The following is a 24,931-nucleotide window of genomic DNA, read 5'->3' as shown; positions in this document are numbered from 1 at the left end:
ATCGTTATGAAAAAAATTCGAGGATGACGGAATCGGCAAGATACAGTCCCTTGCTTGTCAGCGCAAGCCGGGCGCCATTCCTTTGGAGCAGTTGATTTGCAAATAATTTGTCGACCGTCTCGCCGTAGACGTCGAAGAAGGAAGTCTGGAATTTATTTTCAAAACGCTCCAGATCCAGTCCCTGCAACAATCTCAAGCCCAGCATGAGCGTTTCGCTCATCGCGTGTTCGCGTTCCAGGCGCTCGCTGGACTCGACGGCGGATCCGTTCTCCTGAATGCGGCGAATGTAATGCGCCGGAGGGTTGACGTTCTTGCTACGCACTCCTTCAAAATACATGGCCGCGCCCGCGCCAAAGCCCAGGGTGTCTTCGTTGTGCCAGTAGAGCAGGTTGTGGCGGCATTCTTTACCTTGCCGGGCATAATTGGATATTTCATAATGCGAGAAACCGGCGTTCGTGAAGGAGCGGATCGCTTCCTTGTAAAGCTCCAGTTGATCCTCTTCCTGTGGAAGCGTCAAGGCGCCGCGCTTGTAGAGGGCGTCGAAAGCGGTTCCTTTTTCTATGGTCAGGTTGTAGGCGGAAAGGTGGTCCGTTTTCAAGTCCAGAGCCTTGTTGATATTTTTTCGCCAGGAATCGAGCGTTTGTCCCGGAAGGGCGAACATCAAATCGATGCTGAGGTTATCGAAACCTGCTTGCCGGGCTGTTTCCACTGTGGCGTGAATTTCGTCAATGCTGTGGATGCGGTCGAGCGCTTTCAGATCGTCCGCATCGAAGGATTGGACGCCGATGCTGATGCGGTTGTAGCCGCTCTCCCGGATTTCTGAAAAATGGTCGATATTCACCGTCGCCGGGTTCGCCTCAAGCGAGATTTCGCAATCGTCGTTAAGTTGGAAGCAGTCGCGGCAGGCCTGCAGGATGTCCGCCAACAGATGAGCGGGCAGGGTGGTGGGCGTGCCGCCTCCAAGAAAAATAGAAGGAACGGGGCGCGGCTCTTGAATCCTTTTGGAGACGCACTGCATTTCTTTGATGAGGGCCTCAACATAGAGAGGCATTTCGGCCTCGTTGATTTTATGTGAATTAAAATCACAGTAGCCGCATTTATGGATGCAGTAGGGAATGTGGATGTAGATTCCGAGCGGATTCATGGTATTATCAAGGTTTTTCCCAAGTGGAAATAAAAATGTGCGACGGGCGCCCGCGTCTTTGCAATGGAGTTTGCTCCCTGCGAACGGCCTGTCCAGCTTATGAATTGCGCAAGGTATCTCAGGAGAACTTTTGAAAAACAAAGCGTCTGTTTTTAAATCCGGTTATGCAAGCCTCATTGGCAAGCCGAACGTAGGCAAATCCACCCTGCTGAACCGCTTGACCTCTGAGAAAATCGCCGCGATTTCCAGTAAACCGCAGACCACGCGAAGCCGCATCACAGGGGTTGCGCATCTGGACGGCGGACAAATCATTCTACTCGATACGCCGGGAATTCATAAGGCCTTTTCCAAACTGAACCAGTTGATGGTCAAAGCGGCGCTCAACACCTTGTCCGACGTGGATTTGATCTTGTTTTTGATCGACGCGCAACAGGGATTCACCGAAGACGATGCCTACGCATTGGAAATGCTGAAAAGAGTGTCGGTTCCTGTGTTTCTGGTCGTTAATAAAATTGATACCGTCGTTAAACCGAAGTTGCTTGAAATCATTTCCGATCTGAATCAGAAATTTAATTTTGCCGAGATCATCCCGATCTCCGCTTTGAAAGACGACGGCATCGACGTTTTGATCCGCGCGATACTGGACCGTCTTCCCGAAGGGCCGCGTTATTTTCCGGAAGATATGGTCATGGATTGCCCTGAGAAATTCTGGGTCAGCGAAATCATTCGCGAAAAAGTAATGAATCTGACCCATCTCGAAATTCCTTATTCCTGCGCCGTCTTGACAGATGTGTTGGAAGAGGGTAGACCGGGATTGTTGAACATCCACGCGACGATTTATGTGGAAAAAATATCCCAGAAAAAAATCATGATAGGTGAAAAAGGAAAACGTATTAAACAAATTGGAAAACTGGCAAGGGGTGAAATCGAAAAACGTTTTGCCTGCCAGGTCTTTTTAAATTTATTCGTCAAGGTCAAGAATGGATGGAGCCAGTCCAACGGCGACCTGAGGGAGCTAGGATATATCAATGATACATATTAAATCAGATGAAGAAGTCGAATTGATGCGGCAAACCTGCGCGCTGGCGGCGGAGGTTTTGTTGATGATCGAACCCTATGTCAAGCCGGGCGTGACCACGAACAAGCTGGATCAGATCTGTCATGATTATATCATCGAGCATGGGGCGACGCCTTCTCCGCTCAATTACCGGGGCTTTCCAAAAAGTATCTGCGCATCTATCAACGAAGAAATCTGCCACGGCATTCCAAGCGATCGAACTCTGCGCAACGGGGATGTGGTCAACCTGGACATCACCACCTATTTGAACGGGTATCACGGCGACACCAGCCGCACTTTCTTTGTCGGCTCGCCGCGCAAGCGCACCTCCCGACTGGTCGAAGTCTGTCGCGATGCTCTCGGGCTTGGCATCGAGCAGGTCAAACCCGGCGCCCGACTGGGGGATATTGGCGCGACCATTCAGCAATTCGTCGAGAAGCACGATTACACCGTAGTGCGCGAATTCTGTGGGCATGGCATCGGCAAGAATTTTCACGAAGAGCCGCAGGTTCTGCATTACGGACGCTTTGGCGAGGGACTCGAACTGAAGAAGAACATGATTTTCACCATTGAACCGATGGTGAATGAAGGCAAGCCAGACCTTCGCATTCTCGCCGATAAATGGACTGCGGTCACTCAAGACGGTTCTACCTCGGTGCAATTCGAACACACCATCCACGTGACAGAAACCGGGTACGACGTATTGACGCGACTCGACGGACGCACTCCCTTCTGAAAATTCCTAAAATAATTTTTTCGGCGCCAAATGATATGAATTATCAAAAGGCGTCGAGAGTATTTCACACCCTGAAGGTCAGAGGCTTTGAAGACGCGGCCCCTGTCATTCAGAAGCCCTGCCTTTGCGCTCGATTTGCGAATAATTGATAACCTTTATCAAAGCCGATCGAAATCTGTAAGTCTATATAAATAAAAGAGTTGACTTCATTTTTCGCATCTGGGATGTTAGACGTGAAAGGACAATCCGCAGGATGTTTCTGTCCTTCCCGGTCCCGCTCATGCGGGGCTTGCGGCTTAATAGATGAGAAAGTATTTAGAGGAGGATACTGATGAAAGGTGATGCAAAAGTTATTGACGGTCTGAATGATATTCTAATGGGTGAATTGACGGCCATCAATATGTATTACATCCATTACAAGATGATGGAAAACTGGGGCTATGACAAACTGGCCGAGCATTCCCGAAGCGAGTCGATGGGCGAAATGAAGCATGCCGATCAACTGATCGAGCGCATTCTGTTTCTGGAGGGCATTCCCAACATGTCGCGTTATGATGAGATTCTGGTTGGCGATGATTGTGAGACGCAATTAAAAAATCAATACACGCTGGAAACGGGGCACGTTACGCGAACGAAAGAAGTGATCCGGCAGGCGATGGATGCGAATGATTTCGTAACAAAAGAAATACTGGATAAGATTCTGGAAGACAGTGAAGACAGTTGCGATTGGCTGGAAACGCAGTTCAGTCGTATCAAAGACATTGGTATTCAGAATTATCTGGCGGAACATATGTAATAAAAATCCCCGCTTCCTCTCAGGGAGCGGGGCGTTTCACCGACAACTGGAACAAATTCCCCTTAGTTCCATCAAGTGAGAATTGAGCAGGAAATCGTGAGCCAGGCAAACCTCGCGCTGGTACTTCTCGATGAGCGGGTGCTCAAATTCCACAATGCGACCGCACACGGTGCAAATCAAATGATCGTGGTGACTCTTCCTGTAGATCGATTCAAACATTTTTTTCTCGCCCATTTGTGAAATTTCCTTAGCCAGTCCGGCCTCCACAAGCAAAGCCATCGTGCGGTAGACGGTTGCGATCCCTATCGCAGAATCATGACTCAAGACAATTTGATGAATTTGCTCTGCGGTGAAGTGTTCCTGTGTTTGTAAAAAAGTTTTCAAGATCAGATTCCTTTGCGGAGTCCATCTGAGGTTTTTCTGTTTGATGAAATCTTTAAATATGCCGTTATCGCTCATTTTTATATTTTAATAATGATTATCAATATTGTTAATCTAGCCCATCTCCCGGCAAAAAAACAATAGAAAAATATAAAGAGGGTGGAGAACATTGAAAACATTATAAATACGGGACTTATTCAGATCGGGATGGATAATTTTGTCGTTTTACGAATAAATTCTTCCCTATCTTGTGTGTTTTTATGGAGCCAGGGGGTGGATATAGGGCGCTTGTTCGTCCCAACTTATAAAGGCAGGATCAGAAATAAAAGAAAAAATTCTAAAAATAGATTTGACAGGAATCCGATTTTGCTTTATATTTTTGATAATGGTTCTCAAAATTAAAAAGGATCGCGGTCATGGATACTAAAAATAAGAAAAGCGTTCGAGTTTGTAGCGGGGCCGGTTGCAAGGCGTGGGCGTCTCTGGAGTTGCTGGGGAAATTGAACGAAGTTGAAAAAGATGGGACCTTGACCGGTTGTTCTGTAACAAAAACCAAGTGCTTAAAGAAATGCGGCGGCGGAATTTCCGTCATTCATTCCGACTGCGACTCGATTCTTAAATTCAGAAAGGCAGAGGAGGCGCTCGACGTTCTTGTGCCAGAACGGATGCTTCCCAGAGAGAGAGTGAGCTATTGATTTTTTGTCCGGTGATTGTAATGAGGGGATCATTCTTTCCGGACAAAAAAAAGCAGTTTGAAAGGTGGCGGCCTTTCAAACTGCACTTATCTATTAACATGGCTTTGGACCACATCTAGACAAGATGACTATACCAAACGGTCCGGGCCAAGTCAACTTTTACTGGAGATTGACATGACAATTGCTGTTTTAGGTGGTTTGGACCGATTGAAACGAGCTTACGAAAAGAAGGGGAAAGAAATGGGCGTGGACATTCGCGTGTTCAGCCAGCGTTCCCCCAATATGGCGCAGAGATTGAGCCAGGTCAATGGGATGGTTATTTTCACGGGCACCGTCGCTCATCGCATGGTGAACGAAGCCTTGAAAGCGGCGAAGCAGAATTCCATTCCTGTGGAGCGCAGTCACTCCAGCGGGATGACCTCGTTTTCGAACAGTTTGCAGGGTTTTGTTGGCATGTAGTCAGCGTATTTCCCTGACCCCCTATGCTCTTGATTAAACTCAGTCCGACATCCCGCCGTAAGGCGGGATGTTTTGGAGCCGCTCTATGTTGATGCAGACCGATGGATTCTCAAAAACTGTCATGTCCAGAGACATTCTGGAATCTGTCTTAAAAAATGAATTCGAAGTGTATTTCCAGCCTCAGGTCGACGAAAAGATGGAATTGGTGGGTTTGGAGGCCCTGGCCCGCTGGCGCCGCGCCGGCACTGAATGGGCGCCTCCTTCTCGCTTCATACCGATTGCTGAAGAATCAGGTTCTATCATTGCGCTGGGAAACTGGATTTTTTCCAAAGCCTGTCATTCAATGCGTTCCTTTCAAACAGATTTCTTTACAAATGACATTTCTCTTTCGGTAAATTTTTCTACCAGGCAATTGGAATCTTCCCGATTGCCCGGCTTTATTGGCGGTCTGCTTGCAAAGGCCGACTTGCCTCCATGGCGTTTGACGGTTGAGATTACGGAATCCAGAGTCGTTGAAAATTTTGAGGCGATTGTTGCTTGTTTGCATGAATTGCGATCCATGGGCATTCGGGTCGCGCTGGATGATTTTGGCGTGGGGCATTCATCTTTGAGTCGCCTTGCGGAGTTGCCTGTCGATATTATTAAAATAGACGCGCGTTTCACTCGGAATCTTCCTCGACCTTCGGCATGTTTGATGTTTGACGGCATTGTGAAAATAGCCCGGGATTTTAAACTGAATATCGTTGTTGAAGGCGTTGAAACCTGGGAGCAGAGAAATTTTTTACTGCAATACGCTCCGTTGTCGCTTCAAGGTTATCTATTGGGAAAGCCGATGGGGCTAGAGACTTTAAAGGAATTTTTAACGAAAGATGAGATGACGGTTCATCCAGAGTCCAATTATAATTATTAATATTGATAATAATTATCATTTCTATTGTCTTGGATGTCTTGTTTCTCCTTCGGCTCCTCAACTGGGCATCAATATGTCTTTAATAATTTTTGATCGTAAATTATGTTTATATGGATTTTTAATGCAAATAAGTATTGACAATATTAAATATTATTAATATAAATGAAAACCATTATCAAAATGGTTGTGGTGTAGTTTAGGTGGGGCTAAATAAATTAATGTCCTTAAGCGTTTAATTCAGGAAGGAGAAATAATGGCTAAAACATTTTTTAAGGGATGCGTGTTGTCTCTGATGGTTCTGGGTTTGACCACCTCTGCCTGGGCGGCAGATGTGTTCGAGCTGGAAAGACGCATCAATTCGTTGTCTGAAGAGTTGGATCAGGTGAAAAGGTCTGGCGGAGCAGGTTCGCACGACCGGGTGTCGGTACACGGTTACGGTGAAATGCACATCAATGGCGAGGGCGGCGCTAAAACCCGAGCGGACAATCACCGTTTTGTTATCGGCGTGCATGCAGAATTGGCGGACTGGATCCATTTGAACGCTGAAATCGATTTTGAGCATGCGGCGCAGGAATTGGAGTTTGAATTCGGTTACCTGGATTTCTTGCTCAGCAAGAACTTGAATGCGCGCGCAGGTGTTGTGTTGATGCCGATCGGCTATCTGAATGAAAACCACGAGCCGCCGCTGTTCTGGACGGTAGAGCGCCCAGAGTTTCATCAGAAAATCATTCCCACCACATGGAACGCAAGCGGCGCAGGTATCTTCGGCACCGCGATGGACGGCGTCAACTATCGATTATACGTCACCAATTCCCTCCAATCCATCCGCCCCGATTCGACCAGCGACGTCGGTAGCGGCAACGGCAACGGCGGTGCAAATGGACGATTCCGCGCTTCTGACGGTATCCGCGGCGGTCGTCTCCAGCCGAACAATCGCGTTATGGACGATATCGCAGTATCGGGTCGCCTTGAGTTCACGAAACTCTATGAAGGCTTGAACGTGGGCGTGTCTTTCTACAATGGCGACACCACGCATGGTTTTATCGATGAAGGCGGCAACACCACGATTCTGGAAGCGGACGTTCGTTACCGCAAGCAGTGGTTTGAAATGAATTCCTCCATCGCAAACATTGATATCGATGATGCGGCGGCCCTGAATACCTTCTGTGGAGCACATTCGGGTTGTACGACGGATATCGCAGAGAACATTTTTGGCTGGAACATTCAAGCCGGCGTTCACCTGTTCCAGTTGCTGGGTAAAAACACGACTCAGGATCTGGTTCCTTTCGTTCTCTATGAAAGCATTCGTCCCCAGGATGAAATGCCAGCGGGAGCTACGGCGACCAGCCCGACGAGTAACTTTAACGTAGTCACGGTGGGTATGTCTTACATGCCTGTTCCTTCTGTTGCGCTGAAGATGGATTATTCCCATCTTGATTTTGATCGCACCAACGCGACGACCGACAAGTTCAATCTGGGCGTAGCTTATATGTACTAGTTTTTCCCCCCTTCATGGGGGCTCATAATCCTGGCGACCGGGCCATCCTCCTCCAAGAGTCCGGTTGCCAGGATTTTTTTTATTGGATTTTGGTATATAATACATAAATGAAAGCATTTTTTATAACTGGGTTTCAACGGAAAGCCGCCGCCTGTCTGCTGATTCTGGCGGCGATTGTATTTATGAAGACGCCTTTGGGCGCGGAAGAGGAAGAGTTCTCTCTTCAGGTCTACCTCAGCAAGAAACAGGCTTTGGAACTTGCCTTTCCCGGCGCGGACTCGATTGAAAAAAAGAAAATCTGGCTCACTGAAGCGCAACGCGAGGCGATCAGTACAATTTCCTTGCTGAAGGTAGACGACAGGCGCATGGATTTTTATATCGGAATGAAATCGGGTAAGGCCATGGGCTACATGGTGATTGAGAATATCATTGGCAAGTCTTTTCCGATCACCTTCATGATTGTGATGAATGTGGACGGCACGGTGCGCGACGTTGAAATCATGGTCTACCGTGAACCGCGCGGCTATGAAGTACGTTCTGAATCGTTCATGAGTCAGTTCTTTGGTCGCGACGCCGAGTTCGACTATCGGGAAATCAATTCGATCACCGGCGCTACCTTGTCGGTTCGAGCTATAACGAAGGGGGTTCGCAAAGCCACGGCGTCCTTCAAGGTTCTTTTTCTTGACTCCTCGCCTGCTCGCTGAGCGGCGCCGCTTGAAATCTCAGGATAGCAATTTCTGAATTGCGCTGACCACCCGCTCCATTCCTCTGCCATCCACCATCCGCCGGCCCCGTTCCCTCATTGCTTCAATTCGCTCCTGATTATTTTGCAATGCGCTGGCAACGAGCGGCGCATTGATTTGTTCCACCGTGCCCAGAAAAATTCCGGTTTGAGTTGTTTCCGCATGTTGCGCTTTGAGGATTTGGTGCGGTGCGACGCTGGTGACGAAGGGGACGGATCCCGCCGCCATGGCCTCGTGCATGGTGATGCCTCCTGCGCAAAAGGTGATGGCGTGCTGGCGCATGATATCGGCCATGTTCGACACCTTATTGAGTAGCCTGTATTTCCCTTTTGAACAGATTCGGGACAGCTTTTCAAGATGCGCGTAACCCGGACCGACGATGACGGTTCCTCCCGGTTTGGAAGCGACGGTCTGCAGGATTTCAACAAAAGTTTGCGTCAGATTTTGATGATCCACGCCGCCAATGGCGATGAGATATTTTCCTTCGTTATCTGAAGCGGGCGGCGCCAGCGGGGAGGCGAATTCAGGCGCCAGGACCAGATGCTTCAGTCCAAACAAGGTCTGGACGGAAGAGGGTACGGGAGCTGAGCTTTGCTCCGACAGGTTGGCGTCGATCAGCAAGTCGGCGTGATTTCTACCGTCGCCCAAATCTTCAAAAACGACGATTTTGCGAGCGCGCTGTTTCAGTTGTCTGATGTATTCCGGTTTGGTGTCGAGAAGATCAACGATCGCCGCATCGTATCGAGTATTCGCCGTGGGGAGAATGTCGTTTGGTTCGCAGGGTCGGGAGACGAATCCGGCTTCGTGGAGCAATTCTATGGCTGGAGCATAGTCCGGTAAAAAAAAGTCGATGGAATAGCCTTTGCTTTGCAGACAGCGCGCGAGTCTCAGTTGGCGGTAGCAATGGCCCATGCCTCGGATGTCTCCGGCGTCCAGACAAATGGCGAGTTTCATGGTTTTGGCGCTGTGGGAGATTGAGCGTTGATGCGTTGCAGGGCTTCTTTATCTGAAACCGGGAGTCGCGCCTCGCGTTCTTTGCGACGCCCTTCAAGAGCCGGTCCGATGCGTTTCAAGGCCATGTAAAAGCAGATCCAGAAGCGGAACTTGAAGCGGCACAGGTCGCGTAATAAATAGAGCGGCGTGTAGACGAGGAAGGCGGCGGTCATTCCCCGATCCAGAATGTTCTTCCAGAGGAACAGGTAATTGTTTCTGCCGGAAATATAGCCGATTTGTTTGCGTTTCTCTTGTTGGGTGATGGTGGCCTGCACTTTGTGGTATGCGATGGATCGCGGTTCGTATTCCACCCTCCAGCCGCGTTTCAAGGCGCGATAAGACATGTCGATCTCTTCGTAATAGAGAGGGTGGTAGAGCGAATCGAATCCTCCCAGTTCCAGATAGCGTTGACGATTGACCAGAAAGCCCGCTCCGCAGGCGAACAGGGTCTGGCTTGTGTCTTCTGCAGGTTTTTCATAGAGGAAGAAATGTCCTTCGTGGAATCGTCCGCCCCGGTTTCCGTATAGGAAGGTCGTCTCATCGAAGCCGTAGAATTTGCCGCTGACGGCGAACAGAAGACCATCGTCGTTCTTCTCAAAAAAATGCTCGGCCAGATGGAACAGAGATTCTTCATGCAATTTGACGTCGTTGTTCATCGGGAAGACGAGAGGCGAATTGGCCAGTTCGACCGCATAATTATTCGCCCCTTGAAATCCGAGGTTGCGCGGCGTGCGTTCTCTGCGGACTTGCGGGAATTCCTGTTCGAGAATCTGCAAGCTGTCATCGGAACTGCAATCATCGATGACCATGATTTCATAGGAGCGTTTCGAGTCGAACTGCACGGCCCGGAGTATCGAGGGCAGGCATTCCCGGAGGAGACTGGCCCCGTTCCAATTGGTGATGACGAGGGTGATATCAATGGAACTCATGATGGATTCATCGCGATAACAGGGTTTGCAGGATAGCTTCGGCTTCGACTTCGCCGTTCAGGGGCGTCGCTTTCTTATCGTCCAGAGAGAGCGCTTTCTCAATGGCGACCTGCCAGTCGCAGCTAAAAAAATCATCGCTTTTCAGCACGACGCCTACATTATAGTCCTGAATGAATTTTTCAATCGCTTCATACTCGCAAAAATCGCTACGGGGAGAAGTCAATACGGGTTTTCCATGCGCGAAAGCGGCGGCCAAGGTGGAGTAGCCGGGTTTGGCGCAAACGACGTCCGCGCTGGCGATGAGGTCCGGGTAGCGGTAGCGCTCGTCAAGGACGATGACATTGGCCGGGGGATTGGGGATTGTGTCGCGGGTGATGAACAGACAATCTTGCAATCGCCCGAGACGCTCCCATTGCACCGTTTCTGCGCCATATTGCCCCATATAAATAAACGCCAGTATCGATTTGTTTGAGAATTGACTGAAAGAGGCTTCCAGCGATTTCCTGATATTTTTTCCGGGCATGGAGAGCAGGCCGATTTCTTGTTGATTGTCGATCACCTGATTCTTAATGTGCATTTGCGGAAGCAATTGGCCGTCGGCGCTCGCGTAAGCTTTCTCCAGCACATCAAGAGATGCGATGCGCTGGCTTGCTCCGGGAAACTTGGAGAAAATATCATGCCAGGTGAAATTGCTGACGACCCGTGAAGGAATTCGTAAACGACGCGCGGCGGGCAGGGGCTGAGGTTCGGCGTCTGTCAGGACGAGGTCGATGCCTTGTTCTGACAGCCAAGCCGTTTCTGCTTCGATTGACCGTTCGAAAGACAGGGCCATTTGATCGAGATTGCTGAAGGATCGTTCAAAATCAATTGCTGAAAAATTTTTCTGCGCGCAAAGCGGTGGAGAAGGGCAGAAACTGTATTCGATCGGCGGGTCCAGATAGAGCTGAAAAAACGAAAGAGGAATTTGCGAGCGAATGAAGAGGTCGTTGTCTTTTATCAAACGCCGGGCGAGGACTACGGAACGCTGAGCGTGTCCGTAGCCGTGCGCGCTGATATAATAGGCTATCCGTTTGCGATTGATGGGCGTCTCACAACCAGAGGGGTCAACTGTCTTTCTTGGGAGTGTATCGGAACTGGCAGTAGGCGCCCAGCTTCATGAAATTATTGTTGAGTTTCAAATCCACATACTCCTCGCGGGCCTGGGCCGGAAGCTGATCGAAGCCGCAGGCGGTTTCGATATAGTCGGTTCTTCCAAAGCGGATGAAGAACTGGGCGAACCAGCATTTTTTCATTTTGTAGGTCCATTCCTTTTCGTCGGATTTCTTATGTTCTAGAAGGAAGTTTTCCCAGCTGTAAATTTCGTCAATTTTTTCGATATTGTTTTCGACAAAGGCTTTGAAAGGATTGTCGGTGGCTTTCTCTTTGGCGACGCCCGCTTCCATTTCCTCGGATTTCCATTTGCGCAAGGCTTCCAGAATGTATTTGCGCGCGCGATCCTGGCGGATATTGTGATCGTTCAGGATGTTGTGACTGGTGTAAATGAATAATGCGACGGTGGTCAGGTACTGATCGGTGGGTTCGAGTTCGCTGGCTTTCTCAAATTCCCAGAGGCTTACAAACGCTTCGCGTATCTTTCCCTTGTCCACAGGATTTTCATCCGTATCCAGCAGGTCGAGCAGTGGGTCGATTTTCAAGCCGTAATCTTCGGCGGTGGTTTCATTTTCTTCAGTCATGATAAGCCCGGGGTCTAGAGTGTTTAGTGACTATCAAAGTATCATATTTACAAATTGCGGATCAAGAAGAGATGCTTGCGGGGGAAGAATATTGATTTTGGCTCATGTTCGCGTGGCGGAGGCGGGCAAAGTTCGGTACAATGCATCCACGCGGAAATTGAAAATTTCAAATGAACTCTATGAAACCTGATTACGACATTGTCATCGTTGGCGCGGGCGTCATCGGCTACAGCATTGCGTTTCGCCTGATGCAGAACGATCCGGGCTTATCCCTTGCGGTGGTAGGCGACCCGGCTAATTCCCTGATGGCGTCGCGTGCGGCGGCGGGAATGCTGGCTCCCTATGGCGAATGCGAAAAGGCGGACGCTTTTTTTGAATTTTGCAGGGAATCTTTGAATAAATACCCGGCATTCATTCAGTCGCTGGAGGAGAAAAGCGGTCAATCCGTTTATTTTTCTCAGGCGGGGTCAGTGATGCCGGAATCTCAGTTCGGCGAGCGCTGGGATGAACGCATCCGTTTTTTTGAAGATCAGAATATTGCGTATCAGGTATGGGACAAGGCGACGGTGCGCTCCCGACTTCCCGGCTTGTCTGAAAACTGCGGTCGCGTGATCTGGACGCCGGAGGCTCAGGTCAACAACCGGCAGATGCACGATGCCCTGAAAACGGCTTCGGTCAAGGCCGGAGTTCATACGTTGTGGGAGAACGTGACTGGATTCCGACTTTTAAAAGACAGGATCGAATCGGCGATCACGGATAATGGCGAAATTGTCGGCAGAAAAATTGTGATCGCCGCTGGCAGTTGGTCGCCGCAACTGGGAAAAATTCTGGGCGTTTCAGTGCCCTTGAAACCGATCAAGGGGCAGATGTGCCGATTGGCTGTGGAAGACGATGCTCTGGGCTACACGGTGCATGGCAAGATGACCTACATCGCCCCCTGGCGCGAAGGTTTTGGTTTCGTTGTGGGATCGACCATGGAAGACCGGGGCTATGATCCTTCGGTGGAGTCCGACGTCATTCAAGACCTCATTGAAAGAGCGTCGCAGATACTGCCTTGTTTGAGCCGCGCTCCCTTGCTGGAAACCTGGACGGGATTGCGTCCGGCGCCGCAAGACATGTCCCCTATCATGGGGCGAAGCGCGCGTTACGAAAATCTTTATTATTCCACCGGTCATTACCGCAACGGTATTTTGCAGACGCCGAACCAGTCGGATTACCTTGCGGATACGATCCTGAAATCGAACCCCGTCGAGATTCCAGAATTTTCTCCAGCGCGTTATGATCTTTAAGCGTTAAATCTCTCTTCTCAATGACCATGCAGGAAAATAACGACAGCCCTGAATTGCGGCAGGATCGCCAGCATGTCTGGCATCCCTGCACGCCTTTACGAGACCATGAAAATCTGCCGCCTCTGCTGATCGATAGCGCCGACGGGATTTATCTGAAAGACGCGAACGGTGCGCGTTACATGGACCTCATTTCGTCTTGGTGGGTCAATCTGTTTGGACACAATCATCCCAAAATCAATGAGGCGATTGAAGATCAGTTGAAACGCTTTGCGCATGTCATGTTTGCCGGGATCACTCACCGTCCGGCCACACGCCTTGCCGAGCGGCTGGTGGAACACACGCCGCCGAATTTAACGCGGGTTTTCTTTTCGGACAATGGTTCCACATCGATCGAAGTGGCGCTCAAGATGAGTTTGCAATACTGGAAACAAAGGGGCAAGCCGGAGAAGAAGCGATTTCTCTATTTGAAGGGCGCCTATCACGGCGAGACCCTGGGCGCCTTGTCGGTCTGCGGCATCCCTTTGTTTCGCGAAAAATTTGAAGACGTTCTGCATGAGAATATCGAAGTGGAAGGGCCGGATTGTTTTCGCTGTCCTTATGGCTTGAAGCGGGAGAGTTGCAACGCCGAGTGTTTTGAGCCTTTTGAAAAAGCGCTGGAAGAACATGCGGAACAGACGGCAGGGGCGGCGCTGGAGCCTTTGGTGCAAGGAGCGGCGGGTATGAAGATGTATCCGCCGGTCTATCTGAAAAAACTTCAGGCGGCTTGCGACAAAGCGGGAGTGCACACGATCTTCGACGAAATTGCAGTTGGTTTCGGGCGCACCGGATCCTTGTTTGTGTGCGGCGCTCATGAATTGCAACCGACCTTCCTTTGCCTTTCAAAAGGGTTGACCTCGGGCTATCTGCCGCTGGCGGCGACCTTGACAAGCGAAGAAATTCATTCGGCCTTTGACGGCGGCTTTGAGACTTTGAACTGGTTCGCGCACAGCCACAGTTACACGGCGAACCCCTTGGCTTGTAGCGCGGCTAATGCCAGTTTGGATTTGTTTGGCGAGGAAGGTTTCTGGGAGTCCTTGCAATCGAAGGTCGAAGCGATTGGCAGAGGCGGTGAACGCTTACAGGATTTGCCCTGGTGTGGAGAATTTCGCCAGACCGGAATGATTGCGGCGGTGGAACTGGTTCAATCCAAAGACGGGAAGATTGCGTTTCCTTTTAAAGAACGTATTGGCTATAAAATTTATGCGGAGGGACTCAAGCGAGGGGTCTTCATGCGACCCTTGGGAAATGTTCTGTATTTCATGCCGCCGTATATCATAACGGTGGGAGAGATCGAACGAATGGTGGAAATTGCTCGCGACAGCATTGTTGCGGCATTACGAACTTAGAGGATGATCCATGTACGATGTGAATATCAAAACTCAGTTTTCAGCGGCGCATCAATTAAAATATTTCGACGGCAAGTATGAGAATCTTCATGGTCACAACTGGACGGTTTTCGTTACCGTAACGGCTAAGGAACTGGACGCTATTGGCCTGGGGGTCGATTTTGTAGAATTGAAGAAGTGGACGAATGAGTGTATAGAAAAACTGGACTACAAGAATCTCAACGAGGTGGAGCCTTTCACCGAAATGAATCCTTCTGCGGAGAATATTGCGCGCTGGATTTTTTTCTCCCTCAAAACGACGGTCAATAATGAGAATGTGACTTTGAAACGGGTGGAAGTGCGAGAGTTCGAAGAATGTGGAGCGGCTTATTATGAATGATGATTTTTAGAGATATGGGCTATTGGGATATTCGTTGTAAACTGCTGTAAAGTATGAATTATGTGTAGGAAATTGGCTTGATATGAATTATAATTGTATGACTTGTACGATTATTCATATATCGGAAAGCCATTGATATGAAGCTCATTACAGACCCCGTGAAGAAATTCTGGGGAAACATTGAATGCGCGTTGGATGAGAAAGCTTTTGAATACATTGTTTCGGATATGATTAAGGGAGTCAGAAAAACGCTGAAGCAAAGCTCCACAACAGCGCAGGCGATTGATCGCTCAGAGGCCATTCCCAAGATAGCCACGTCGGCGCGAAAAGAAGGGCTGGAAGAGTTTGCGGACGCGCTCGATTTTGCAACCAGCGATTAGAAATTGATTCACAACACTCATTCTCCGGTTTGTACGGGAAACGAGAGTGAGATCCCACCCATTACATCTCCCAACTTGAAATCATTGCGCGGACTGTTTGGATGTTTGTTGTGGCAGTCGACGCATGACGGAGCGACTGCAAAGTCCGGGTACACCACTTTGAAAAAATCCTGCGTTCCCACTTGGGTTTTGCCAATGAAGGGCCGAACCTTGTTTTGATTGACGTATTTGAGTCCCGTCCGTTCGAACTCATTGGCAGGGCCGTGAGCAGGATTGATAGGCCATTGGCTGATCAAATTGAAATCCAGAGGTAGTTTTTTATGGGCGATCAGATCAGATGAATCAAGAAGGAACTGTGCGGGCAGAAGCAGGGTGTTGTCTTCCCACCATTGCTCGGATGCGAAAGCGATTTTTTTCTGCTGCAGGCGGTCAACTATATACGTTGCGTAGACGGCGCGAGCCGACTCTAATATTGAATGGATGTAATCCGCAACGACTTCCGGCGGGATCAGGCTGGAAGCGTCCGGCTTGCTGATGGGCAGATTGATGATGATGCCGCCCATGACGTCGCCTAGGTTGAAATCGGTTCGGGGACTTTTGCTGTGCTGGTTATGACAGTTGACGCAGGCCTTGCTCACCCCTTTATCAGGATAAATGACCTGGAAGAAGCTTTTACCTTCCATCGTGATCACTTGCGCGAAAGGCGTCTCGGGTTTCAGAGCTACTTGTTTGAGTCCGTTAGTTTCAAAATCTGTTTTAGGTCCATTTTTGGGATTGATGGGCCACAGACTGAGCAAACGGTAGGTCATCCCGATATTCTTGCTGTTGGCGTGTTGGGATGATGCGAGTAAAAATTGGGCGGGAAGCATCAATGCATTATCTTTTTCCCAATTTTCGGTTGCGGGCAAAGCGATGGCGGCGCCCAGTCTTTCAACGATCACTTCCGTGTAGATGGTACGGTTCGCTTCGATGATGGAGTGAATGTATTCCGCCGTAACGGCTGGAAGAACTCCTTTTTCTACTGAATTGGCCTGGGCGCTCGGTAGAAAAGTAAAAAAGAGAAACAGGAAATATAAAGTTTTGAGGAGCGTATGAACTCGTTCCGGCATGTTAACCTCCGTCAAGTCAATCCGAATAAAGCTATCGGAATTCATTTGTTGATCGGGGTATAATCACCTCTTGTTTACAGTATAAATTAAATCAACGGCGTGCGAAGACATTTTTAAGCAGAATCTCTATCAGGTCGTAACGGTAAAAAAACGTATAACAGCCAGGAGTTGAGGGTGGGTCATTTGATTCAAGACATGGTGTTGCTGTTGTTGGTGTCTCTGCCAATCAATATTATATTTCACAAAGTGAAACTGCCGTCGGTGATGGGTTTCATCGTAGCGGGCGTTGTGATCGGCCCCTATGGATTGAAACTGGTGGACGACGTCGAGTCGGTGAACCACCTGGCAGAAATCGGCGTGATTCTGCTGTTGTTTGTTGTGGGGCTTGAATTTTCGATAAGCCGATTGATTAAAAACTTCATCCCCTTACTGGCCGCGGGTGGAGCGCAGTTGACCTTCACCGGTCTGGCGATCTATGGCATCCTTTCGTATTATGGCGTGCCGCAGAATCAAAGCATCTTGTTGTCTGCGCTGGGGGCGATCAGTAGCACCGCCATCGTCATGAAAATGATTACGGACCGTGCAGAACTTGAAACACTGCATGGCCAGACCTGCATTGGAATATTGCTGGTGCAGGATTTGGCGGTGGTCCCGCTCATATTGATGATTCCCTTGTTGGCGGGAACGGCAGAAGGCGGATCGTCGAGCGTCGGCATGGCGTTTCTGATTTCAGTGGTCGCGGTGACGGCGCTGGTCGTTGTGTCGCGTTTACTGGTGCCGAAGGCCTTGTCGTGGGTCGCCCGCTACGGTAGTAGCGAACATCTCACCCTGCTGGTTATATTGATCATTCTGGGCGCAGGGCTGGCGTCGGAAAGTCTGGGGTTGTCTTTAGCGATGGGCGCTTTCATCGCCGGGATAATCATTTCCGACTCGGAATACAGTCATCAAATATTTTTGGACATCCTTCCCCTGCGGGATTATTTCAGCGCAATTTTCTTTATCTCCATAGGCATGTTGCTGAACCTGTCCATATTCATTGAATCAGGAACTTTGATATTTACTTTACTGGCGGCTTTGGTCGTGGTGAAGATCGCCGGCGCATTTCTTTCGGCAGTCGTGACAAAGAATTCCTCGAGGATTTCTTTTGTCGTTGGTTTGCGTCTTGCGCAAGCGGGAGAGTTCTCTCTTGTGCTTGCGAAAATTGCGTTGGATGAAGGCATTTTCGAGGCGTCTCAATACCAGATTTTTCTGATCGTGTCGACGCTCAGCATGCTGATTGCGCCTCTACTTATTCAGGGTTCTTCCAAATGGTCGCTTCGCCTTTTTGGAGCCGGAGACGAAACTGCGGAAGGTCCTAAAAAATCTTCAGGCAGTTTGAAAGATCATGTCATCGTCGTTGGCTACGGTCATGGAGGTCAAAACCTTTCGAAGGTATTGAACGAGATTCAGATTCCATTTCAAATCATCGAGTTGGACGGGGAGTCGGTGCGGCGCGCGCTCATTGAAAATTTCAAGGTGCTGTACGGCGATTCGACGCGCGCGAATATTCTGGTGCAGGCTGGGATCATGCGCGCAAAAGCAATTGTGTTTGCGATCTCTGATTTTCAGGCGACCGAGCAGGGAATCAAATTGTCGAGAAAACTGAATCCCGATATCCATATTCTGGTTCGCACCCGATTTGCGAGGGAGGTGGAAGAATTGACGAACGCGGGGGCGGATCAAGTGATCGCCGAGGAGTTTGAAACCTCCATTGAAATTTTCAGTCGCGTGCTGAGAGAGTTCAAGATCCCCAGTAATGTGATCGAGCAACAAATTGAACTGGTGCGCATGGAAGGCTATGGAATGTTCCGCGGTATCTCTCTCGACGCGGAGAATCTCCGGAAATTTTCGACCTACCTTACAGCCACCCTGACCGAATCGTATCAAGTCTCAGGCGAATGCTGGGCCAACGGTAAAACGGTTGAAGCCTTGCACTTGAAGGCTCTTAGTGGAGCGCAGTTGATCGCAGTCGTTCGAGGCAATGAAGTGACCGCCGATCCAGACGCCGCGTTCAGTGTTGTAGCTGGCGATGTTTTGGTTTTATTTGGACGTCACGCTTCATTGGTCAAAGCCAGGAAGATCATTGAAATCGGCGACGGCGCCTGTGAAAAATCTTAATTGTTTCGGGGCTGGAGATAGTGAAGCGGTTTACTGGGGATTATGGACGGCGAGGTTTTGATAAAGTTTGAATGTGGCTTCCGCCATCGAGTGCGCAGAGTATACTGTCGAAACGCGACTGAAGGCTTGCGCGTTTAGTTTTTCGATTTCAGGATGGTTCTTCTTACAGGTGGCCAGAATAGTTTGGGCTAAGGCTTCGGGCGAATTAGGTAGAAAGAGCGTTCCGCAGGCGGGTGATCCCATGACTTCTTCATTGCCGGGGATCGCAGATGCCAGAACGGGTACTCGCGCTGAAAAGGCTTCCAGCAAACTGAGAGGCAGGCCTTCGCTCAATGATGGCGAAATATAATAATCCAGACATTTCATATAGGACAAACCGTCCTCGCGCGCTCCGACCATGGCTATTTTAGATTCCAGCTGTAATTCGTTAATACGTTCGACCAATTTCGCTTCATAGTTTTTATGTTCGTCCAGACTGCCGCCGATGATGATCAGTCTTAAGTCAGCGTTTTTTTTAACGGCGAGAGCAAACCCCTCTATCAATATGTGAATTCCTTTTTCAGGGGAGAGCCTCGATACGGTCCCCAAAAGCGTTCCATACAGATAATGTTTGAGTCCTTCCCTGCGCATGACTTCCGCCCGATCGATGCGTATTGCTTCTATGGCGGCCGCGTCGACGCCGTTAGGAATCACGCTGTATTGATTTCGGTTCATATGGCTGAGGATATGGGAGCGTTCTTTTTCTGTTTCTCCGACGAAGATATGCCAGTTGGTTATTCTGCTTAAAAAATTTTCCACGAACAGATGGAGCTTTCTTTTGAGAGGGGGAATATCGTCAAAATGAAAGCCGTGGAAGGTGTGGATTGAAGGAATGTTCAGCAAGCGCGCTATAACGCGGCCATACAAGCCGGGCCCTTTCCCGTGGGTATGAATCAAGTCTGGTTTTTTATTTTTAAGAAAACGGTACAGGGCGAAAAAAGTCAGCGGAGACAATTTTCTTAGAGTGAATGGATATAAGGGCACCTTCAGAGCTTTGAATCGTTTCCAGTAGGGGCCGTCCATTCGCGAGCACACGAAAGGTTGCCATTCCTTTCTGTCCATACGTTTTAAAAGTTGATATAAATGTTCCGGGCCGCCCCCAAGGGAGGTAGTGCCCGTAATATAACAAATTGTTTTCATTATTTTGCTGAATGTGTTCTTGTCTTGGGAACGACGACGAAATTATATAGCTGGACGGCCCACTCGGCTTTTAGGCGACTGGGCGGTTTGGTGTTCTGATTTTGAGAACCGGTTCATTAAATCATAAAATATTGTTTCAAAATATGTAAAAACGAGTGAAGTGATTGAATTCTTCAATATACCGGATCAATTGTTATGCCACTATGGATTTATATTGGATTGGGAGGTTTTGCGGGAAGCCTGTTTCGTTATTGGGTGAGCGGCTGGGTGCAATCCGGATTTTTGTCGTTTCCAGCAGGCACGCTGTTCGTTAACTTTGTGGGAAGCTTTTTATTGGGATTCGTAATGTTTCTTTCAGAGTCAAAGGGAATGTTTTCTGATGAGATCCGTATTTTCTTGTCGATCGGCGTTCTGGGAGCCTTCACAACCATGTCTACTTTCAGTTATGAATCCTTTCGATTGCTACAACAAGATCAGCTTGTTCTATTTACTGTTAATATTCTGGCTACAGTGATTTTATCTTTAATTGGCATTTACCTGGGCAAGGTCATCGCTTATTTGTAGTGGGGGCAATTGTTATGGCAGGGAATGCGATGGGCTTGCGCAATTTAAAAGCTGTATCAAATGTGCTGGAATTATTCCGTTAAAAATGTAAGGCTTGAAGTGACTGAAGAGGGAAAGCCGGAAGGGCGCATAGTTTGTCTGAACCTTGCCGATGGAGTCTGTATTCACACGGCTTCGGAACACATGGTCCGGCGGCTTTCCTATTATTGTTGAAGTCGTTGGCGAAATAGTTAAAATTGAAATGATTCTATCACTGTTGGTGAAATTGACTGACGCCTTGAAACGCTTGAGTGGCATTGCAGGTTGAGGCGCTTGTTTAAAGATATTTTTAAAACACGATTTAAGGGTAGAGGATGGAAAAACTCGAAGCGGTTCAAAAAGTATTACGATTTAGTACCGGGGTTCGCAAATGGTGTGAATCCGAGCATTCTTTGTTTTTCGACGATTTCGATGAAGAGAATGTAGCGGATGAAGGAACGATCATTGGCGATGTTGCAGACCTCATTATTGAAAAGGGTTTGGATGAGAATATTCTGGACGGTGAAGATGTTCAGGATTTTGAATGACAGGATGATCGTGTCGATTTTTTTTCTATCGGAGAAGCGGCATGCTTAAATTTATGTCTTGGATGTTGGGGTTGAGCGTCTTTTTTGGTTTTTTACTCATGATATTTAAAATGTAATTAACCGGATCGTGTGCTGTAAGTACGTTTCAATTTCAGCTAGTTCTTCTGTGAAGTTTGCGGTGGATTTTGGCGCCGTCTTTTGGGTCATTGCCGAATTCTGCTTACCTATCCTCATGATCGCTTCAACTCGCCATGCTCTTTGGGAGTTCACCTCATTTTTTCCGAATTACAATTGCACTTCAGAAGATTTCGAATCCAATGCATGACTCAGCGATTTTACAATTTGGACTACCTTGATTGGGAGGACGCGACGGAATGAAAAAAAAGGGCAAGGTCTATGTGGCTCCATGGGAGAAGGCATTTGATAGCGTACTGAGTCCACTGGAAGATTTTATTCACCGCGAGACCACCAGCGCAATACTCCTGATGGTCTGCGCCGTGCTGGCCTTGATTCTGGCAAATAGCGGGTGGAATGAATCTTACCATCACCTGCTGAAAAGTTATTTCAGCGTCGGATTTGAAAATTTTTCCCTTTCCATGTCCATTCATCACTGGATCAACGACGGATTGATGGCAATGTTCTTTTTTGTCGTTGGGCTGGAGTTGAAGCGAGAAATTCTGGTCGGTGAATTATCTGATCCGAAGCAAGCGTTGTTGCCAATCATCGCGGCGATTGGCGGAATGACGGTTCCCGCGCTGATCTATGTAATGATTAATCCGGAGGGACATACCCTGGACGGATGGGGGATTCCCATGGCGACGGATATTGCTTTTGCGCTTGGCGCCCTGGCTTTGTTGGGGAAACGCATCCCCAGAAATCTTCTGACCTTTCTGGTCGCATTGGCGATTGTGGACGATCTGGGCGCAGTTATAGTCATCGCTCTGTTTTACACAGCGTCTTTGGATTGGGCAGCTTTGGGGCTGGCTTTTGTGGTCTTAGGCGGGTTGATCAGCTTCAATCTCGGCGGTATCCGGCATTCCTTTCCCTATATTTTCTTCGGTCTCATTCTTTGGCTGGCGATGTTAAAGAGCGGCGTGCATGCGACCCTCGCTGGAGTTCTTCTCGCTTTCACTATTCCTATGAGACCGAAATACGATCCGCAACGGTTTCTTGAGAGGGCTAACGAACTGGTTAACCGTATTCAGGACGCATACGAGAAAGAGAAAAGTATTTTAAAGAATGACCGGATGCGTTCACGCTTGATGGCTCTAAGCGAGGGAGTTCATAAAGTGCAGGCTCCCGCTCAGGCGATGGAACATAAAATGCATTTACCTGCGGCCTATATTATTATTCCGGTTTTTGCGTTGGCAAATGCAGGCGTACCGATAGAATGGGCAACCCTTGGCGACACACTCTCGCATTCGGTGTCTCTGGGAATCATCGCGGGTCTGACCGTTGGGAAATTGATCGGGGTTAGTTTTTTTTCGTGGCTGGCGGTGCGCCTTGGCTATTGCCAGTTACCCAAGGGGCTGAACTTTAATCACATCGTTGGCGTTGGATTCATGGGAGGGATCGGTTTCACAATGTCCATTTTCATTTCTGAACTGGGCTTCGCTCATCACCCCGAGGATTTGCTGATGGCGAAGACCGGGGTACTATTCGCTTCCCTGATCGCTGGCGTTTCTGGTTACCTGTGGTTATTACTGACCAGTAAAAAACAAAATCCTCCACAATCGAGCGTTAGAGTTGAGGCCCAGGAATAACGGTTAAGGGTCTCCATACCGTTGAGTTTGATCGGTTCATTCGATGCTAGGGCAACAATCGTCTCCCTGAATGATTCTGCAAAAAGGACATGCCGCCAGAGCTCCCAGCACGGGCGCGCTCAAATAAATCCAAAGATGCTCCAACTGTCCGCTGGCAAGCGCGGGGCCTAAGGAGCGCGCCGGGTTCATGGAAGCTCCAGTGATGGGACCCGCAAACAACGCTTCCAGCGCTATGGTTGAACCCACCGCCACTCCCGCCATGATTCCCTTCTCTTTGGCCCCGGTTGAAACGTTTAAAATGACAAACATGAGTATGAAGGCGAGTAAAAATTCCAGGATCAGGCTTTGATACACCGGTCCGTGGGGCGCGGTCAGCCCCAAAGTTTCATGACTCGGAAAAATAAACTTTAAAAATAAACTTGCAGTCAGCGCCCCAAGAAACTGGCAGGCAACGAAGGGCATGACCTGGTTTTTTGCCAAACGTCCCGAAACCATAAACGCAATCGTTACCGCAGGGTTTAAATGCGCTCCTGAGACATTGCCGATGGCATAGATCATTGCCGTAACGATCAGTCCAAATGTTAAGGAAATGCCGACGTGAGTGATCTGCCCACCGCTCAAATCATTCACGATGATGGCTCCCGTTCCGGCAAAAACGAGACAAAACGTTGCGATGTATTCAGACAGGTATTTATCCATTCTTTTCTATACCTTGGGGAAATGTCGACTGGTTTTAACTGTCACGTGTTTTTAATTGTATCTTTTTTTCCGGGAATACTTCAAAGCTTTGTCGCCTTGGAAGATGATTTTCAATGTTTTAAGAGCCTTCTCATTTTTCCGGGAGTGAGCGCTTGCGACCGCCGGTTTTAATCTTACCGGCTCCTTGTTAGAATCCTATTAGAGAATGGAAAGGTTTTATGCTTTTCCTTATATTTTAAAACTAAACATCTCTCAATCAGGCGATGGCTTGATTGTGTTTGAACGTTTGCAACTGGGAGAAAATATGTTTCAACTGAATAGCGGTTTTATTAAATGGAAACATTTGTTCTTGATCTTGGTTCTTTTCGCAGCGCCCGTTCAGGCGGACGAATTACTGCTTGTTAATGGCGACCGCTTGAGCGGCACGGTGAAGTCTATGGATGGGGGTAAGTTGACGCTATCCACGGAATATGGAGGAGATATAAAAATTAAGTTGTCGAGTGTGAAAAAAATTATCACAGAAGAACCGGTGAGAATTCATTTGGACAATGGCTGGAAACTGAAAGGATCCTTGACTCCTATAGAGGGGGGCGGCGTGCGGGTGAAGAGCGCGCAGACGGGCCAAAGCGCGGTCGTCGACTGGCGGCGCATCACAGCGGTCAATCCGCCGGAATCTAACTGGTCGGGAAGTATTTCCGCAGGGGGTAGCATGCAGTCTGGGAACACCGATTTGAACAGTATCACTCTGGGTTTTGAGACAAACCGAAAGACCGAAGACGACCGTTTCAGGCTTCGCTTCCTGCACAATTATTCTGATGAAGACGACAGCGTGACCAGTCGTAATACCTATGGGTCAATGAAAATCGACCATTTCGTGAAACGTCCGCTTTATGTGTATTTTGCGGCGGAAATGTTGAAGGATGAATTCAAGGACCTTAATTTGCGGACGATCCTTGGCCCTGGGGTGGGTTACAGTTTGTGGGACGATGCTAAAAGTTCTTTGGACCTTGAGGCGGGCGTTACCTACTTCTCCCAGGATCATGAACTGGGAGTGGACGAGCAATGGGCAACCTATCGTTTGGGCGCGGAGTACGCTCTTCACTGGAGCGATCGATTGAAGTTTAATGTGGAGTCCCAGCTCTATCCTCGCGTTGACGATACAGGGGATTACAAGTGGCGAAATGAATCCAACATTAAAACCAGTCTGGGTTCTGGATGGGCCTTGAAGCTCACTAATCTCATCGAATATGATAGCAAGCCCACCACCGGGATCAAGGAAACCGATGTCACAAGCACTCTCGCGCTGGATTACGATTTTTAATGAGGGTTCCCCGCAATTATCCAGGGGATTTAATGCAAGGTAAGAAAATGATTTGAAGAAGCGATT

Annotated in this window: 26 protein-coding genes; 17 read left to right on the top strand and 9 right to left on the bottom strand. The window is 48.7% G+C overall.

Annotated elements, in window-relative coordinates; translation table 11 throughout:
* Positions 1 to 4: 4 nt before the first annotated feature.
* The gene (gene hemW, locus G3M78_13425; GenBank protein ID QPJ66340.1) at positions 5 to 1,144 is read right to left on the bottom strand and encodes a radical SAM family heme chaperone HemW; all 1,140 of its coding nucleotides are present in this window, start codon (positions 1,142 to 1,144) and stop codon (positions 5 to 7) included.
* Positions 1,145 to 1,274: 130 nt separating this feature from the next.
* Here hemW and G3M78_13420 point away from each other — a divergent pair, with 130 nt between their 5' ends.
* From G3M78_13420 to bfr, 3 genes are all read left to right on the top strand, one after another.
* Positions 1,275 to 2,186: a GTPase Era gene (locus tag G3M78_13420; GenBank protein QPJ66339.1), complete on the top strand. Its 912-nt coding sequence runs from the start codon at positions 1,275 to 1,277 to the stop codon at positions 2,184 to 2,186.
* Positions 2,173 to 2,937: a type I methionyl aminopeptidase gene (gene map / locus G3M78_13415; protein QPJ66338.1), complete on the top strand. Its 765-nt coding sequence runs from the start codon at positions 2,173 to 2,175 to the stop codon at positions 2,935 to 2,937. Before G3M78_13420 ends, map begins: the two co-directional genes overlap by 14 nt.
* A 331-nt stretch (positions 2,938 to 3,268) precedes the next feature.
* Positions 3,269 to 3,733, top strand: coding sequence for a bacterioferritin (bfr, locus tag G3M78_13410; GenBank protein QPJ66337.1), 465 nt, complete (start codon positions 3,269 to 3,271; stop codon positions 3,731 to 3,733).
* A 36-nt stretch (positions 3,734 to 3,769) separates the two neighbouring features.
* On the opposite strand, the gene G3M78_13405 is transcribed toward bfr, so the two are convergent.
* Positions 3,770 to 4,117, bottom strand: a complete 348-nt coding sequence (locus G3M78_13405) for a transcriptional repressor (GenBank protein ID QPJ66336.1) — start codon at positions 4,115 to 4,117, stop codon at positions 3,770 to 3,772.
* 413 nt (positions 4,118 to 4,530) lie between these two features.
* On the opposite strand from G3M78_13405, the gene G3M78_13400 reads away from it, so the two are divergent.
* The 5 genes from G3M78_13400 (at position 4,531) to G3M78_13380 (ending at position 8,380) form a co-directional block, all read left to right on the top strand.
* Positions 4,531 to 4,809 (top strand): hypothetical protein, encoded by a 279-nt coding sequence (locus G3M78_13400; GenBank protein QPJ66335.1) that lies wholly within the window; start codon positions 4,531 to 4,533, stop codon positions 4,807 to 4,809.
* Positions 4,810 to 4,983: 174 nt separating this feature from the next.
* Positions 4,984 to 5,268, top strand: coding sequence for a DUF2325 domain-containing protein (locus tag G3M78_13395; GenBank protein ID QPJ66334.1), 285 nt, complete (start codon positions 4,984 to 4,986; stop codon positions 5,266 to 5,268).
* Positions 5,269 to 5,389: 121 nt separating this feature from the next.
* Positions 5,390 to 6,178: an EAL domain-containing protein gene (locus G3M78_13390; protein ID QPJ66333.1), complete on the top strand. Its 789-nt coding sequence runs from the start codon at positions 5,390 to 5,392 to the stop codon at positions 6,176 to 6,178.
* Positions 6,179 to 6,431: 253 nt separating this feature from the next.
* Positions 6,432 to 7,676, top strand: coding sequence for a hypothetical protein (locus G3M78_13385; protein QPJ66332.1), 1,245 nt, complete (start codon positions 6,432 to 6,434; stop codon positions 7,674 to 7,676).
* A 107-nt stretch (positions 7,677 to 7,783) separates the two neighbouring features.
* Positions 7,784 to 8,380 carry an FMN-binding protein gene (locus G3M78_13380; protein QPJ66331.1) on the top strand — a complete coding sequence of 199 codons (597 nt, stop codon included), beginning with the start codon at positions 7,784 to 7,786 and terminating at the stop codon, positions 8,378 to 8,380.
* Positions 8,381 to 8,398: 18 nt separating this feature from the next.
* Here the strand turns inward: G3M78_13380 and G3M78_13375 are convergent, their stop codons facing one another.
* The 4 genes from G3M78_13375 to G3M78_13360 form a co-directional block, all read right to left on the bottom strand.
* The gene (locus G3M78_13375) at positions 8,399 to 9,373 is read right to left on the bottom strand and encodes a hypothetical protein (protein QPJ66330.1); all 975 of its coding nucleotides are present in this window, start codon (positions 9,371 to 9,373) and stop codon (positions 8,399 to 8,401) included.
* Positions 9,370 to 10,341, bottom strand: coding sequence for a glycosyltransferase family 2 protein (locus G3M78_13370; GenBank protein QPJ66329.1), 972 nt, complete (start codon positions 10,339 to 10,341; stop codon positions 9,370 to 9,372). The genes G3M78_13375 and G3M78_13370 overlap by 4 nt, the downstream gene beginning before the upstream one ends.
* A gap of 7 nt (positions 10,342 to 10,348) precedes the next feature.
* Positions 10,349 to 11,341 (bottom strand): hypothetical protein, encoded by a 993-nt coding sequence (locus G3M78_13365; protein QPJ66328.1) that lies wholly within the window; start codon positions 11,339 to 11,341, stop codon positions 10,349 to 10,351.
* A gap of 103 nt (positions 11,342 to 11,444) precedes the next feature.
* Entirely contained in the window at positions 11,445 to 12,074 is a 630-nt protein-coding gene (locus G3M78_13360) for a hypothetical protein (protein QPJ66327.1), read from the bottom strand.
* A gap of 179 nt (positions 12,075 to 12,253) precedes the next feature.
* Here G3M78_13360 and G3M78_13355 point away from each other — a divergent pair, with 179 nt between their 5' ends.
* The 4 genes from G3M78_13355 (at position 12,254) to G3M78_13340 (ending at position 15,507) form a co-directional block, all read left to right on the top strand.
* Positions 12,254 to 13,363 (top strand): FAD-dependent oxidoreductase, encoded by a 1,110-nt coding sequence (locus tag G3M78_13355; GenBank protein QPJ66326.1) that lies wholly within the window; start codon positions 12,254 to 12,256, stop codon positions 13,361 to 13,363.
* A gap of 20 nt (positions 13,364 to 13,383) precedes the next feature.
* On the top strand, positions 13,384 to 14,748 hold the full coding sequence (bioA, locus tag G3M78_13350; GenBank protein ID QPJ66325.1) for an adenosylmethionine--8-amino-7-oxononanoate transaminase: 1,365 nt from the start codon (positions 13,384 to 13,386) through the stop codon (positions 14,746 to 14,748).
* A gap of 10 nt (positions 14,749 to 14,758) precedes the next feature.
* On the top strand, positions 14,759 to 15,127 hold the full coding sequence (locus G3M78_13345) for a 6-carboxytetrahydropterin synthase (protein ID QPJ66324.1): 369 nt from the start codon (positions 14,759 to 14,761) through the stop codon (positions 15,125 to 15,127).
* Positions 15,128 to 15,264: 137 nt separating this feature from the next.
* Complete coding sequence (locus tag G3M78_13340; protein QPJ66323.1) at positions 15,265 to 15,507, top strand: hypothetical protein; 243 nt, start codon at positions 15,265 to 15,267, stop codon at positions 15,505 to 15,507.
* Between the two features lie 17 nt (positions 15,508 to 15,524).
* Here G3M78_13340 and G3M78_13335 read toward each other — a convergent pair whose 3' ends face one another.
* Positions 15,525 to 16,616 carry a DUF3365 domain-containing protein gene (locus tag G3M78_13335; GenBank protein QPJ66322.1) on the bottom strand — a complete coding sequence of 364 codons (1,092 nt, stop codon included), beginning with the start codon at positions 16,614 to 16,616 and terminating at the stop codon, positions 15,525 to 15,527.
* Positions 16,617 to 16,811: 195 nt separating this feature from the next.
* On the opposite strand from G3M78_13335, the gene G3M78_13330 reads away from it, so the two are divergent.
* The gene (locus G3M78_13330) at positions 16,812 to 18,773 is read left to right on the top strand and encodes a potassium transporter Kef (GenBank protein QPJ66862.1); all 1,962 of its coding nucleotides are present in this window, start codon (positions 16,812 to 16,814) and stop codon (positions 18,771 to 18,773) included.
* A gap of 30 nt (positions 18,774 to 18,803) precedes the next feature.
* On the opposite strand, the gene G3M78_13325 is transcribed toward G3M78_13330, so the two are convergent.
* Positions 18,804 to 19,874 (bottom strand): glycosyltransferase, encoded by a 1,071-nt coding sequence (locus G3M78_13325; protein ID QPJ66321.1) that lies wholly within the window; start codon positions 19,872 to 19,874, stop codon positions 18,804 to 18,806.
* A 273-nt stretch (positions 19,875 to 20,147) separates the two neighbouring features.
* On the opposite strand from G3M78_13325, the gene crcB reads away from it, so the two are divergent.
* The 3 genes from crcB to nhaA all read left to right on the top strand — a co-directional run bounded on the left by crcB (position 20,148) and on the right by nhaA (position 22,845).
* Complete coding sequence (crcB, locus tag G3M78_13320; GenBank protein QPJ66320.1) at positions 20,148 to 20,516, top strand: fluoride efflux transporter CrcB; 369 nt, start codon at positions 20,148 to 20,150, stop codon at positions 20,514 to 20,516.
* Positions 20,517 to 20,869: 353 nt separating this feature from the next.
* Complete coding sequence (locus tag G3M78_13315) at positions 20,870 to 21,082, top strand: hypothetical protein (GenBank protein QPJ66319.1); 213 nt, start codon at positions 20,870 to 20,872, stop codon at positions 21,080 to 21,082.
* Between the two features lie 374 nt (positions 21,083 to 21,456).
* On the top strand, positions 21,457 to 22,845 hold the full coding sequence (gene nhaA / locus G3M78_13310; protein QPJ66318.1) for a Na+/H+ antiporter NhaA: 1,389 nt from the start codon (positions 21,457 to 21,459) through the stop codon (positions 22,843 to 22,845).
* A gap of 36 nt (positions 22,846 to 22,881) precedes the next feature.
* On the opposite strand, the gene G3M78_13305 is transcribed toward nhaA, so the two are convergent.
* Positions 22,882 to 23,544, bottom strand: coding sequence for an aquaporin (locus tag G3M78_13305; GenBank protein QPJ66317.1), 663 nt, complete (start codon positions 23,542 to 23,544; stop codon positions 22,882 to 22,884).
* Between the two features lie 268 nt (positions 23,545 to 23,812).
* Between G3M78_13305 and G3M78_13300 the strand changes: the two genes are divergently transcribed.
* On the top strand, positions 23,813 to 24,865 hold the full coding sequence (locus tag G3M78_13300) for a DUF481 domain-containing protein (protein QPJ66316.1): 1,053 nt from the start codon (positions 23,813 to 23,815) through the stop codon (positions 24,863 to 24,865).
* The last annotated feature ends 66 nt before the right edge of the window (positions 24,866 to 24,931 follow it).

The sequence above is a fragment of the Candidatus Nitrohelix vancouverensis genome, from assembly GCA_015698305.1.
Lineage (GTDB): Bacteria > Nitrospinota > Nitrospinia > Nitrospinales > VA-1 > Nitrohelix > Nitrohelix vancouverensis.
Note: the sequence above shows the minus strand (reverse complement) of the source record. Positions and strands in the feature narration are given on the sequence as shown.

Bases quoted from the DNA above. Each gene is read 5' to 3' on its own strand.
- nhaA (QPJ66318.1), top strand. From the start codon at position 21,457: ATGAAAAAAAAGGGCAAGGTCTATGTGGCTCCATGGGAGAAGGCATTT.
- G3M78_13360 (QPJ66327.1), bottom strand. From the start codon at position 12,074: ATGACTGAAGAAAATGAAACCACCGCCGAAGATTACGGCTTGAAAATC.
- G3M78_13400 (QPJ66335.1), top strand. From the start codon at position 4,531: ATGGATACTAAAAATAAGAAAAGCGTTCGAGTTTGTAGCGGGGCCGGT.
- G3M78_13370 (QPJ66329.1), bottom strand. From the start codon at position 10,341: ATGAGTTCCATTGATATCACCCTCGTCATCACCAATTGGAACGGGGCC.
- G3M78_13385 (QPJ66332.1), top strand. From the start codon at position 6,432: ATGGCTAAAACATTTTTTAAGGGATGCGTGTTGTCTCTGATGGTTCTG.
- G3M78_13395 (QPJ66334.1), top strand. From the start codon at position 4,984: ATGACAATTGCTGTTTTAGGTGGTTTGGACCGATTGAAACGAGCTTAC.
- G3M78_13325 (QPJ66321.1), bottom strand. From the start codon at position 19,874: ATGGACAGAAAGGAATGGCAACCTTTCGTGTGCTCGCGAATGGACGGC.
- G3M78_13345 (QPJ66324.1), top strand. From the start codon at position 14,759: ATGTACGATGTGAATATCAAAACTCAGTTTTCAGCGGCGCATCAATTA.
- G3M78_13305 (QPJ66317.1), bottom strand. From the start codon at position 23,544: ATGGATAAATACCTGTCTGAATACATCGCAACGTTTTGTCTCGTTTTT.
- crcB (QPJ66320.1), top strand. From the start codon at position 20,148: ATGCCACTATGGATTTATATTGGATTGGGAGGTTTTGCGGGAAGCCTG.
- G3M78_13390 (QPJ66333.1), top strand. From the start codon at position 5,390: ATGTCCAGAGACATTCTGGAATCTGTCTTAAAAAATGAATTCGAAGTG.
- G3M78_13380 (QPJ66331.1), top strand. From the start codon at position 7,784: ATGAAAGCATTTTTTATAACTGGGTTTCAACGGAAAGCCGCCGCCTGT.
- bioA (QPJ66325.1), top strand. From the start codon at position 13,384: ATGACCATGCAGGAAAATAACGACAGCCCTGAATTGCGGCAGGATCGC.
- G3M78_13335 (QPJ66322.1), bottom strand. From the start codon at position 16,616: ATGCCGGAACGAGTTCATACGCTCCTCAAAACTTTATATTTCCTGTTT.
- map (QPJ66338.1), top strand. From the start codon at position 2,173: ATGATACATATTAAATCAGATGAAGAAGTCGAATTGATGCGGCAAACC.
- hemW (QPJ66340.1), bottom strand. From the start codon at position 1,144: ATGAATCCGCTCGGAATCTACATCCACATTCCCTACTGCATCCATAAA.
- G3M78_13375 (QPJ66330.1), bottom strand. From the start codon at position 9,373: ATGAAACTCGCCATTTGTCTGGACGCCGGAGACATCCGAGGCATGGGC.
- G3M78_13340 (QPJ66323.1), top strand. From the start codon at position 15,265: ATGAAGCTCATTACAGACCCCGTGAAGAAATTCTGGGGAAACATTGAA.
- G3M78_13355 (QPJ66326.1), top strand. From the start codon at position 12,254: ATGAAACCTGATTACGACATTGTCATCGTTGGCGCGGGCGTCATCGGC.
- G3M78_13315 (QPJ66319.1), top strand. From the start codon at position 20,870: ATGGAAAAACTCGAAGCGGTTCAAAAAGTATTACGATTTAGTACCGGG.
- G3M78_13330 (QPJ66862.1), top strand. From the start codon at position 16,812: ATGGTGTTGCTGTTGTTGGTGTCTCTGCCAATCAATATTATATTTCAC.
- bfr (QPJ66337.1), top strand. From the start codon at position 3,269: ATGAAAGGTGATGCAAAAGTTATTGACGGTCTGAATGATATTCTAATG.